Below are 12,795 nucleotides of genomic sequence, written 5' to 3'. Positions count from 1 at the left end.
TTGGTGTCTTGAATTACTTAATCAATTCGCCTTGCTCTGCGGCTACTTTAATTTCGCCGGCTTTGATCTTGCCAAACACTTCGTCTACTTGCTTCAGAACGTCCTCGCTCAAGTTCGGGTTATTCTCAGGAAGTCCGACGCCGTCATTTGTGGCATCCAGCGTAAGCGTTTGTCCGCCCGGGAATTTGCCTTCGGTTTCGGCTTTGATCATATCGTAAGCCGCATGGTCGATTTTCTTGACAGCGGAAGTCAGAACAACGGACTTGTCGCCTTCGTAAACGCCGTCTTGGTATTGGTCAACGTCGACGCCGACGATCCAAACTTCGGATCCGTTCTGCACGCGAGTCTTCGCTTCGTTAATCGCACCGACGCCAACGCCGCCTGCAGCAGCGAAGATCACGTTTACGCCGCGGTCATACATTTGAGCCGCCAATTGGCTGCCTGCCGCAACGTCGTCAAAAGATCCTTGGTACACCACGTTTTCTTTATTAATTACTAGTTTCGTGCCGAGATTCTCGTTAGCATAAGCTACACCCTGCTGGAAGCCCCAGTTGAACTTCTGTACAGGCGGAATTTCCATGCCGCCGATAAAGCCTGCTTGTCCATCCTTCACATGAAGGGCAGTCGCTACGCCAGCCAGGAAGCCGGACTCTTGCTCAGCGAAGAAGATGGATACGGTATTTTCTTTAACGACCGGTGTTGCGCCTTCTTCTCCAGATTGAGGCGTTCCGTCAATAATTACGAATTTAGCGTCTTTATACTTGTCCTGTGCTTTGAACACGGCTGTTTCGAATTTGAAGCCTGGCGTTACGATAAATTTAAATCCGGCATCGTACAGGTTACCGATCTCTTTCGAATAGTCGGCTTCTGTGGTTCCGGCCGGCTTCAGGTATTTATACTCCATTTTGAAGTCCTCGTTCGCCTTCACGATACCTTCGTATGTGCCTTGGTTAAACGACTTGTCATCGATCGTTCCAGCGTCTGTAACCATCCCTACCTTGAAGTTTGCCTTAGGTGCGTCGCCGCCTGCGCCGCCGCTTGGCTCTGACGCCGGTTTTTCGCCGCAGCCCGCCAGCATTGTGACAGATAACGCCAAACTGATTAAAGATATGACCCCTTTTTTCATTAAGGATAACCCTCCTAGGTATATATGCCCGAATACTAGATTCGCGCTATTTACAATATATTAATAAAAGTGACCCTTTTCAACATAAATTTGGGTGAATCTGTCAAACTGCATCTGTGCCGCGGTGAAACGTTTAAGACATGTTTTATTCCAATTCTAGTAGAGATAGGAAGACGTAATTTTCGTATCGTTGATTTAACGGTTTTTATAGATAACACGGGGGTTACAGGCGGTGTGATACGAAGCGTGTGCAAGGTTTTGGACCCTTTGATTTGGTAAAAAATAATTGCGCTTTACGAAAAGAAAGCACCTTGGCCAAGGTGCTTATAAACATGCTGTTCATTCGATGAATGGCTGTGAATGATTATTCACTTGCGGCGGATTTTCATCATGCGGTTATATGTAATGAATGCGGCAATAATCATCGCGATAAAACCTAAATCGCTCGCCGACTTCGGCGACATGCCAAACACGCCCGCCAAACTCGTGACCAAGTTATTCGTAAGCAGCGCTACCGCAATCAGCATGACCGGACGCCACACGCTGTACCTTTTCATCCTCGCAACACCCCCAGGCAGTTTCGAAACCATTCAAACACAAACCACTTAAGTCGCTTTGCCTAATCTATTAGATGCATTATACCATGAATAAGTATGCGTTTACATTAATCTTAACTTTCGCAGTATGAATTTTTCGGATAGCCCGCAATTACTTCATTATATGAGACGTGTTCATAAACATCGGGATGCATCAGATATTTATCATACGGTCATCAAGACCGATTCGAAAGCAAAAGCCATAGATCACAGCGTGGAAATCACGCTGCGTCCATGGCTTTTTTACGAAACATAAATTAATTATCATGCATTATGCCGCGACAGAAATTATCACGGAATGCCCTCATCCTAAATCAACATCATGGAAATCAGGACGTATACCATCGGAAGTTAAGCTTGTGCAAGAAATAAACGTCAGTCCTTTTTATTGTACTCGAATGAAATCTTAACGGGAGCCGACATTCCTTCCATAGAGAGATAGGCGTCGCAGGTTCCCTTTAAATTGCCGGTAAGCTTGATCGTGAATTGGAAACTTCCCGTTTCCGTACTGGTCGTCTGGCCTTCGTACCGAACTTTCCCTTTCGAATCGAGTATTTTCAAATCCACTTGGGACTGACTGCCGTTCACGACCAGACCGTCGATCGTCAATTTCTTCGCAGCGGCATCCACCACGGCTCTTGCGCCGTCGATTGTAGTGCCACCCCCCGCATGGCCGTCAACGCCGAGAACTTCGATTTCATCAAGGAAGACCCAGACGTTGACCGGGAATTCCACTTTAACGTAGCGGGCAGACACTTTATCGGCTCCCGATTCCCCCGGCACACCGTCTGTTATCCCGCTCCAACCCACGAACTCGGCCGAGGCAGCATCCTGTGCCGGTGGCGGAGTAACGGTTGCCAGCGTGCTCCAGGACTCGCCGTCAGATGAAACGGAAAAAGTGACGTTCTGAGGGAAATAGATGCCGGGTCCTTGATCCTGAAGAAAATGGGCTCTAATGGCCCCGATCGATTTGTTGCCGCCCAAATCAAACGTGATGGTGCGGCTTCGTTCGTCAGGGTAGTCGCTTCCCGCATGGGCCTGCCACTGCTCGGTGCGGTAATCCGTCCCGCCGAATCGGCCGTCCGTAAGTTCGTTCCCGGAATCGGGATAGTTGCTGTTAGGCTGCTGTGAAATTGTATAGCTTTGGCCAAGAACCAGATTGCTGAGTCCCCCTCCGTCAGACCAGGTATGAATGAGAACTTGGGCGTAGGAATCAAGCACCGTTGCGGCCGGGACCGAAATCAACCCTTGCGCTTGGACGGCCGGGTCGTGAATGTGCGCGAGAAAATCCTGCATATACGTCACGGCTTCCTTCGGCTTGTTATCGTCCAAAAGAAGCTTGATGGTCTGCAATCGATACGTCAAATCATTACCAAAAGCCGGCTTGATTTCGTTCGATGCGACATAACGCTGTACAACCTCCGCCATCGTCTCCGGCGCCGGGCTGCTATCGATGGCGTACGTTCCGTTCAAATACTGGTACAGCCAGTCATACATTAAACGCAAACTTGGATCCTTGCTTACCCCTAAGTTGTATACTGCATTATTGCCTTGATAGTGAGCTCTGAAGCCATTTTGCATCAGACCGGATCTGACGCCGCTGTCCAAGTATTCGACAAAACGCTGACGAAGTACGGGATCTGTCAGCATTCCGTCATCAAATTCAACTTCGTTCCCCATTCCGTATCGCTTTGCAGTATTCGTAGCATCGTCCAGACGGTCGGAATCCATTCCGCCGAAGAAATAGTTAGGCTGAAGCGCCGCGGCATCGAACCCTACGTCTTTCCACATAAACATTTTGTAAGCATATGAGTGTGGAATCCAGAAAACCTTCATGTTCATGGCGTGCACTTTATCCGACACCATGCGAGCTATGTCCGGTCCCGATTCGGATATGTCGATTTGTTCCGGCATCCAGTACATGCCGACAAGCTCAAGATTCGAGTAGTTGGCAGCCTGCCATCTTTGCCGGGTCTGGTCCAGCCACCACTGCACCGCTTTTCCTCTGTTTTCAGACGCTTTTTCTTTGCCTACGACAGAGTCGTTGAAATTCAAGGAACCACTGCCGTCAATGTCGCCAAAATTGGTTAGGGATTCCCCTGGATTCGGAATCATTAACACAACCTTGACTTGATGATCGGGCTGTTTCAGCTTGGACCCAACTTCCTTGGCAGCCTCATTCAACTGCTGCATATCGCCCGTCGCTGCAAATGTTTTATCCAAATACCATTTCCAATCGTCCAGGTTCGTTTGTCCCTGACCGAAATCGCGACCGGCAGGCGAAGCAATCCCGAGATATAGAACGCCGTCATAAAGCCAATCGACCGGCTCGCCGTCTTTATTTACATAGCTGATATTAGGGATGATCCGTTCCTTGTTCCAATCGCCCAAACCATTCGCGTATTGTCCGTTATACAGCAGATTCAGATTCCGGATCCCGGCCGTAGCTTCCCCCGGCTCCAAAAAACGAGGCTGCTCGGCAGGAACCTTTACCGCACCGTCAACCTTGCCGTCCATACCCATAATTTCGATTTCGTCAATGTATTCCCACTGTGTAGGATGCATAAAAAAGGTCACCTTCACATAACGGGCATAAGCCAGCTTGCCATCCGTATTCCCGCCTTTGATTCCATCCCGGCTGCCATCCCATTCAAAGGTCTCATGTCTGGGCGGTCCTTCTCCCCACAGAAGCTGCGTAGCGTTATGGGAAAGCAGCCCCCAATTTTCCTTATCGTCGGAGACATACATCGATACCGACAGCGGCACGAGAATCGAATTCGTAGGAAAATCTTGAAAGAAATTAGCCGTGATCTTTCCAATTGACTTTTCCTCACCGAGATCGAACACAACTTCGCGAGTCTTTCCGCGCAGATGTCCTACCCATGCCGGGTCGTTCATATCCAATGCGCCGTATGTTCCGTCCGTAAGCTTGTATCCGTCATCGGGATGCGAAGCTTCGGGAGCTTCAGACCATTCATACGGAAGGCCTGCCGCGAGATTGCGGAATTGCGTCTCCTGCACAGCCGAAGATACTGCCGTTTGATTTTCGTCTATTGCTTGTGGTGCCTGTTCCGCTGCCGGTTCACCAGCATCCGTCAGTTGATCTAGATCTAGTTCGACCTGTGGATTACCCGAATCATTCCCTGCTTCCATCTGGTCTGCACCTGCCGCCTGGAGGACAGTCACATCCGGAACAAGCGATTTCGCCTGAACCGCTGAGAGCGGAGTCAGTAGTAATACGGCTGCCATTAATCCGGATAACCATTTTTTATTCAAATTCATCAAGGCCAGCTCCTTTTCTTTATTCTCGAGTACAGAAATATCAAAAACTTTAAACCCTTATTTCTGTTCCGGGTGAACGCTAGATTTTAATCCCCCCCTTTCGCGAATTCCGCCATAAGCAAGCAGCAAAGCGTATAAGATCGGCTTCCTCCGGAAGAGGAAGCCGTCACCGCCGCGTCCAGTGCCGCCAGCGGGGCGAAGTTTCCAGTGGGCAACAGCAGTAGTACAGCGCAGCCAAACACTCCGCACTTCAAGCGATCTGAGGCGTAGATAAACAGTGGATAAGCAAACTTCGGTTTATCCGTGTTCAAGTGATTCTGTTTTATTCCGCCTTTGCCGCCAGGAACTCGTCAATTTGCTTTTGCAGCTCCTGCTGAATCTTGTGGAGGGCGGGGCCGGCTTCCGCTTCGAATTTCTTCAATGTGTCCTCCGGATCGATAACCCCGTTAAACAGCGCCGTGTAGTATTGCCCGTCGACCGTATTGTACTGGCTGACTTCGTTCTGCACCGGAGTACTGTCAAATTCGAAGCCGGCCAAAATGTCGGTGGTGAACATGTCGGCATCGCGAAGCACGGCATCCATTTCATCATTCTGCGGATCGCCGCCTACAACACTGCGCTCATCGACCGGATTCCATAGCCAGACATAGCCGAATGCGGAGTAGCCGGATGTATCCAGGTTTTTCATTTTGTCTTCTCCTACCGCTTCCCAGTGCTTTCCTTCGATTCCATAAGAGAGCAGGTCGTAGTTTTCCTTCTCATTCGCCCAGTTCAGGAACATAATCGCCCGCTCCTTGTTCTTGCTCACCTTCGGAACAGCGAGGAAATTCCACTGTTTAAAATTGGTCAAATTCGCGCCTTTTTCCGGGTTAAAGAAGGTGACCGTTTCCAGCTCGCCTCCCGGTACGTTGTTCTTGAACGTGTTCTTGAGGGAATCTCCGATGCCGAACGCGCCGTTTGTGACGATTGCTACTTTGCCTGCCGATATTGGCTGGTGAAAATCTTTTGTCGTCAAAATGTCCTTGAAGATCAGTCCGTCTTTAAACCACTTGTGCGTGTTCGCCAGCCACGTTCCGATCGGCTCCCGATCCTCCAGCAAATTGTAAACTTTGCCGTCATTGTTCTTGTAGTAGAGCATCAGGCTGTTGCCCAGGGCGTGGGTCGGTCTGACATGGGTTTCGTAATCATTCAGCGCATGGTGAGCGACAAATGAATAAGTGGCGGAGCCTGCGCTCATCGGGATAATGCCTTTCTCTTGCTCCTTTACCTTGTAAGCGAAAGCGATCAATTCTTCATATGTCTTGATCGGCGGTACGCCCAGCTTCTCGCGAATGTCTTTGCGCACCATGTACGAATTGCCGGACATGTAGCTGACGCCGAGCGGAACGGCCATAATTTTGCCGCCGTATTTGTTGTAGTCCCACATTTGCTGCGGCCGTTTCTCCAGCACCGTTTGGCCGTACTTGGCCAACAGGTCATCCAGCGGTTCATAGAATCCGTTTGCAATCATCTGATTGATGTGCAGCCATGGCGCATCGAAGATGAGATCGATGTTTTCGCCGGAAGCAAGCGTTACCTGTGTCTTTTGCGCTAGATCGGACCAGGGTACGAAGACGACGTCGAGCTTGACGTTGATCGTATCCTTCATCCGCTTTTCTGCCTCGGCGATGACCAAATCCATATCCGACGGCCGATCGCCGGGAATCATGATTTTCAGCGTCACCTCTTCAAGTTTGGCGTCATCGCTGGCGCTGTCTCCGGTTTGACCCGACGGTCCGAGCGTCTTCCCTTCCCCTTCGTTCTTGCCCGAACAACCCGCAATCGCGATGAGCGCAATCAATAACACAAGCGCGATGGACAATAATCTTTTCATGGTTCCTTCCCCCTGAATCAATAATAGAGAAAATAGGCGGATGAGCCGGTTCATAAACAGCAGCGATTGAAAGCTCGAACCGGCCAAACGCCTTCACGTTTGCGGCTCTACCCTTTTACCGAACCAAGCGTCAAACCTTTTATAAAGAAGCGCTGGATGAAGGGATAGACGAACACGATCGGGCCGATGGTAACGCAGACGATCGCCAGCTGCATGCCATAGGTCGGCACGACGACGTTGTACTGCGTCTGGCTCCCGCTCACATAAGCCATAACATTCAAATTGGACATAAGCTGGCGGATCATCATCTGCAGCGGCAGCATTTTGTGATTGTCGATAAACAGCAATGACAAGTACCAGTCGTTCCAATATTGCAGCGCGTAAAACAGGCTCACCGTGGCGATAACAGGCAGCGAAATCGGCCAGATGATGCGAAAGAAAATATAGAGATCATTGGCGCCGTCCACAGTCGCAGCTTCATTCAATTCATACGGCAGCGTCCGGTAGTAGGAGACAAGAATGAAGGCATAGAACGGATTCAGCAGATAGGGCAAAATGAGCGCCCACACCGAGTCTTTCAGCTGCAGCCAGTTGGCGATCAGCATGTAAAAGCCGACCAGTCCTGCGCCGAACAGCATCGTCAGGAAGGTTAGAAACGATAAAATATTGCGGTACTTCACTTTCCGGTGGCTCAGCGTGTACGCATAGGCGGCTGTCAAGAGTACGCCCAGCGCCGTGCCGGCGATCGTCACAATCATCGTAATGCCGTAGCTTAGAAACACCTGCTTGCCGGAAAGCAAAAATTTGTACGCATGGAGGCTGAATTTGCTCGGCAGCAACTGGTACCCCGCCGTCTGCAGAAGCGATTCGTCGGCGAACGAGTTGATGAACACAATCCAGAACGGAATGAAGCAAAACAGCGCAAAAGCGCCCAGCACCGCGTACATCAAAACAAGAAACAAGCGTTCTCTCACTTCGATCACACCTTAACTGGTTGGGACTGAAGCAAAGGGCCGGTTCGGAGCTGGAGAAACGCAAGTGGTCGCCTTTGTTCCCGAATCGTATCCGCTTAACGAGCTTATACGATCATAACGATTCGGGGACAACAGCGATCGGAAGCCCAAGTCCGGCCTCATGCCAACTCGCCCAACCTTCCTTTTAGAATAGTCTTGAATCCGCGTCCACCTTGCGCGCAATCGCATTGAAGATCAGAATCGTGACAAGCCCCATGCAGGACTGGTACACGACAACGGCAGCGGACATGCTGAAGTTCCCCAGCTGCCTCAGCGCACGAAACGCATACGTATCGATGACATCTGTCGTTGGAAAGAGTATGCCGTTATCTCCGATGATCGCGTAAATCATGCCGAAATCGCCGTAGAAAATACGGCCAATGCCAAGCAGCGCCAATATCATCACGGTCGGCCGCATCAACGGCAGCGTTATGTAGAGCATTTGCTGCATCCGGCTCGCGCCTTCTATTCGGGCGCTCTCGTAATATTCCGAGGAGATGCCCGTAATGACGGCCAAAAAAATAATGGAATTATAGCCAGCAATCTTCCAGGCGCTAATGACGGTTAAGATATACGGCCATACGCCAGGCGTCAAATACCAGTCCACTCCTTCGTAGCCAAGGGCGGCAAGCGCGCGGTTAATCAGCCCCTCGGATGTGCTGAATAGCGTCAACGTCATCATGCTGACGACAAGCCAAGAAATGAAATACGGTAAAAAAATAAACGATTGCGTGATTCGCTTGAACAGCCTGTTACGGATTTCGTTCAGAAAGATAGCCAGCACGACCGCGCTGCCGAGACCGGTTACGAGAAACAGTGCATTCAGGAAAACGGTATTCAGCGTCACCCGCAGCCAGTCTTTCCCATTGAAGAAAAACTCGAAGTTTTTAAATCCGACCCATTCGCTCCCCCATATTCCATCGGATAGTCGGTAATCCTGGAAGGCGAGCAGATGCCCGGCCATGGGCATATAAGCAAATACGACCAGAAACGCAATGCCGGGCAGCGCCAGTAAGTACAAATACCGGTTCCGCGACAGCTCGCGCACAAACGACCCGCCGAACCTTCTACGTCGCTCCAAAGAGCGCCCCTCCTTTCTTGTGCGGCTTGCAGGATTCGAACGGAGCCATCGTAGCATTCACGGTTGCGGCTTGCCTAGTTCTCATTGGCCGGATTCGGTTCTCGCGCGGCCGATTCGCGAGCGTTCGGCCGATTGTTATTGGTCTGGCGAGTTCTCAATCGCCCGCTGACCTTTCTAATTCGCAGAGTTCCCGGCTATCTGCCGCGTCCGCTCCATCCGCTCGTCCGCCTTGCTGTCGCGGTATTGGCTCGGCGTCATGCCGGTCGCTTTTTTAAATGCGGTGAAAAAGTGGCTTTTCGTCTGAAAACCGGACTGCTCTGCAATTTCGGTGATCTGCATGCTGGTCTGCTCCAGCAGCTCCTTAACCTTCCCGAGCCGCTCGTTCAAAATGAAATTCGATAGAGGCATGCCATAATGTTCGTGAAACAGCTGCCGGACATATTTGGCCGACAAAGCGATATGGTCAGCGATATCGTCTACCGACAGCATCGGGTCATGGGTATGGTAGCGGACGTACTCGATGATTTCCCCAATCAGCTTTTCCTTGCGATTGAATCCCTTTTGGTCGCTAAGCTGCCGGATCATCCGCCCGGTCTCTTCCTTCAGCCATTCGCGAACCTCGGTAAGCGTGGCGAACTGCCTCAAATGGCGCTCAATCCCTTCAACACTCTGGATAGACATCACTTTGCTGAACGACTTGACGATCGCAAACAGAAGCAGCTTCAGTTGGAATTGGCACTCGGTATATTTCATCGTCTGCAGGCGCGTGAACACCTCGTCCAGCATGGCCAGCACCTTCTCTTCTTTGCCGGTGCGAATCGTCTGGATCAAGCTTTCATGCACGGCGGAGTCGATCGGCGCCTGTAAATCCGCATACCGTTCAAAGTCTTGTTCGACGTAGATTTTGTCATCACCGCTGACAAACTTGAATAATGTCAGTTCGTTCATGTCGTCGTATACTTTGCGTAAATCGTCATGTACGCGCCGCGCTTCGCTTTCGGCGATCGTCACGTCCAGCTTTACGTAACGGCTGACTTGACGGCTAAGCTCCTTGAGCTCTTGGGTCAACTCGGGATCAGGGAGGGAACTGGCCGTGCCAACCAGCACGACCAGATGGTCGGTCCCAAAATCGACCACCTCGATCGGCCGTTCTGATGTGCCAAGCAGCTCCTCTGCGATATTGCCGATTGCATACTTGAGCAGCTTGCGAGAGAAGAAATCATACCGCTCGGATATCTCGTAATAGGAATCGATCTTGATAACAGCCAACCGAAGCCACTCATAGTCAAGCAGGCACGATTCGCGGACAATCGCCGCTCTGGCGCCGTCGGTCAGCCTGCCCTGCAGCAGCCATTGCCGCAAATATTCGGTCTTGATCAGCGGATAATGATCGCGAAGCATAACGACGCCCTGCTCGATAACGCCGTAATCGTTCTCCCCCTTCACGCCCAGCTTCCGCTGCAGTTGATCCGCCAGCCGGCGGAATGGACCGACGAAACGGCGCGAATTCCAATAGGCGACCAGGAGCAGCGCCACGAGCAGCAGGAGCGAGCAGACGATGATGACTGTTTTGAACGCCCCGGCCTTTTCGCGGAATTGCTTCATTTCAGTGACGGATATAATGGTCCACTCCGGCGATCCCATCCTCGCATAGTTGACGAACGCTTTCCCACCGGCGCTGTTCATCTCGAATGATCCCCGCTTCTGTCCCGTCTGGATGTTATCGATGGTCTCCTCGAGCCGACCATCCCCTTCGCCCAGAATCAATCTTCCTCGATCATCCACGATCGAAAGCAGCGTATCCGCCCTCTCGTCGCCTGAGATCAAATGCTTCTGCAGCTCCTTCTTGTCGAACAGGACGACAAGATACCCGTCCCGGTTTTTCTGCACAGGTGTCGAAGGAAGCTGAAGCGCCAAATACGATTGGTTTCCTATCCGGTGATCAAAATAGCGGAGAAAATTCCCGGGAGTGCGCTCGATCCGCTGCAGCATCGCCTGATCGGCAAATTCCTCGAACGAAAGTAATCCAGCTTTGGCGTCGATCACCTCACGTTTGCGGATGCTGAATAAGTAAGCGGTTTCAATATAAGGCTCGTGAGATAAATATTTAGATAGCACCCCCATCGTGCTGGCATTTTGCAGCAGATTGTCGGCTGAAGCATACATCCAGTTTTGCACGGAATGATCCTCGTACATGGTCAGGCTGTACCATTTCAGCTTGGCCAGGATGTACTCGACCCGCTCCGCCATTTCATCGATGCGGTCCTGATTAAACGTTCCCATCTGCGAGTATGCGAAATGGGAAAACCGGTTGGCCAGAAACAACGAGAACGGTATGATGGTCATTGCAAAAAAGATGCCGCTAATCACAAATATGCGCCAGGATGTCGATCTGAACATAGTATCCCCCTGTCCCCCTTCGTCTTTCGGAGTTCTCTTATGACCGATATGTCCTATCATAATGTACCCCTTTTCCATTTGCCTAGTTCTCATTTGTCCGTCAAGTTCTATTTCTCCGGATTCGCGCTGCAGCACCCACCTTCCTGCCCTTGGAGACTGTTCTTCATTCCAGTTGTGGGACACTTCCCTCTGCGGAAAGGTAGCAACATAACTCAGCTACGGCGTTCATAGCAAAAAAGCCCCTCACTTCATAAGTGAGGGGGGCTGTCGTGAGTTAAATTCACTTTTAATAGAAGAAATAACGCAATTCGCATCGTTTTAACCGTGACATCAAAACTTTTAGGTCCATCCCAAGGTTATGCATTTATTCGTGCTGTTGGCTTTCAATTCAACCCAGCTTCTGTCCGCAATTTGGACAGAAGTTCGCCCCTTCGTTCTTCGCGCCGCAGTTCGGGCAGAAATTGGGCTTCTTGTTTCCTTCGGAAGAGGACGGGGCTGCTTGGGCGGATTGCTCCTTCGCGGCCGGAGACTGCTGGCTTTGATTCTGATTGTTTTGGCCCTGGTTCTGATTCATATTTTTCATCATTTCATTGGCCATGTTCATCCCCATCATCATGCCTGCCATATCCGAAGCCGCACCGCCGCCTTTCACCTTGCCGGACGCGATCCCGTCCGTCATGCTGACCTGCTGGTACTTTTGCAGATTGCCAATCATTTCATGGGAGGCCGTCTTCGTGATCATGTCCTGAATTTCCTTCGGATAATTGAAGCTCATCACCTGGAAGCCGGTAATCGTCATCCCGTTGTCCATCACTTCCATGTCGAGGTCTTCCCGAATCCCTCTGGCGATGTCGGAGGCGTTCGCCTGCAGATTGAACATATCCTTGCCTTCACGACTGATCCACTTCATCAACAATTGATCGAGCACCGAACTGATCCGGATTTTCACGTCCTCCACAAGGTAGCTCTCTTTGATCCCGACAATCCTGTCGATCAGCGTTACGTAATCGTTCACTTTAAAATTAAACGTGCCGTTGGCGCGGATTGGCATGCCGCCCGGCAGCTGCGGCGTCGGGATCAGAACCGGATTCTGCGTACCCCATCGAACGGTGAATTCCTTGGTGTTAACGAACAGCACTTCCACGCGCATGCCGCTGTTAAAGCCGAATTTAAATCCCTTTAGGGTAGAAAGGAACGGAATGATGTCTGAGTCGATGTTATATACGCCTTCATCCTCGAAAATTCCTTCGATTTTGCCGTTATTGATGAAGATCGCATCCTGACCGGAGCGAATGACCAGCTTGCTTCCTTTTTTGATCTCCCGATTGCGCCATTTCCAGAAAATCATGTCATCTCTAAACTCTTCCCATTCCACTACGTTGGAGAATTGGTTCTTGAAAAATCCCATTGCTGCTTCCATCCCT

At 50.8% G+C, this 12,795-nt stretch carries 8 protein-coding genes; all 8 read right to left on the bottom strand.

Annotated features, from left to right (window positions below; genetic code table 11):
* Positions 1-13 precede the first annotated feature (13 nt).
* The 8 genes from AC3RCL_RS01665 to AC3RCL_RS01630 all read right to left on the bottom strand — a co-directional run bounded on the left by AC3RCL_RS01665 (position 14) and on the right by AC3RCL_RS01630 (position 12,779).
* Positions 14-1,126, bottom strand: a complete 1,113-nt coding sequence (locus tag AC3RCL_RS01665; RefSeq protein WP_251500357.1) for a BMP family lipoprotein — start codon at positions 1,124-1,126, stop codon at positions 14-16.
* A 368-nt stretch (positions 1,127-1,494) separates the two neighbouring features.
* The gene (locus tag AC3RCL_RS01660) at positions 1,495-1,683 is read right to left on the bottom strand and encodes a hypothetical protein (RefSeq protein ID WP_145040239.1); all 189 of its coding nucleotides are present in this window, start codon (positions 1,681-1,683) and stop codon (positions 1,495-1,497) included.
* A 414-nt stretch (positions 1,684-2,097) separates the two neighbouring features.
* On the bottom strand, positions 2,098-5,004 hold the full coding sequence (locus AC3RCL_RS01655; RefSeq protein ID WP_492534327.1) for a DUF4855 domain-containing protein: 2,907 nt from the start codon (positions 5,002-5,004) through the stop codon (positions 2,098-2,100).
* Positions 5,005-5,326: 322 nt separating this feature from the next.
* Complete coding sequence (locus tag AC3RCL_RS01650; protein WP_251500350.1) at positions 5,327-6,877, bottom strand: extracellular solute-binding protein; 1,551 nt, start codon at positions 6,875-6,877, stop codon at positions 5,327-5,329.
* Between the two features lie 107 nt (positions 6,878-6,984).
* Positions 6,985-7,851 carry a carbohydrate ABC transporter permease gene (locus tag AC3RCL_RS01645; protein ID WP_213579974.1) on the bottom strand — a complete coding sequence of 289 codons (867 nt, stop codon included), beginning with the start codon at positions 7,849-7,851 and terminating at the stop codon, positions 6,985-6,987.
* 184 nt (positions 7,852-8,035) lie between these two features.
* Entirely contained in the window at positions 8,036-8,971 is a 936-nt protein-coding gene (locus AC3RCL_RS01640; protein ID WP_113059096.1) for an ABC transporter permease, read from the bottom strand.
* A 174-nt stretch (positions 8,972-9,145) separates the two neighbouring features.
* Entirely contained in the window at positions 9,146-11,371 is a 2,226-nt protein-coding gene (locus tag AC3RCL_RS01635; protein ID WP_251500346.1) for an AraC family transcriptional regulator, read from the bottom strand.
* Between the two features lie 388 nt (positions 11,372-11,759).
* Positions 11,760-12,779, bottom strand: a complete 1,020-nt coding sequence (locus tag AC3RCL_RS01630) for an SPFH domain-containing protein (RefSeq protein ID WP_492534324.1) — start codon at positions 12,777-12,779, stop codon at positions 11,760-11,762.
* Positions 12,780-12,795: the final 16 nt, after the last annotated feature.

It is taken from the genome of Paenibacillus sp. MT86 (assembly GCF_058792535.1).
The sequence above is the reverse complement of the archived record's forward strand: the minus strand, read 5'-3'. Positions and strand labels throughout refer to the sequence as shown.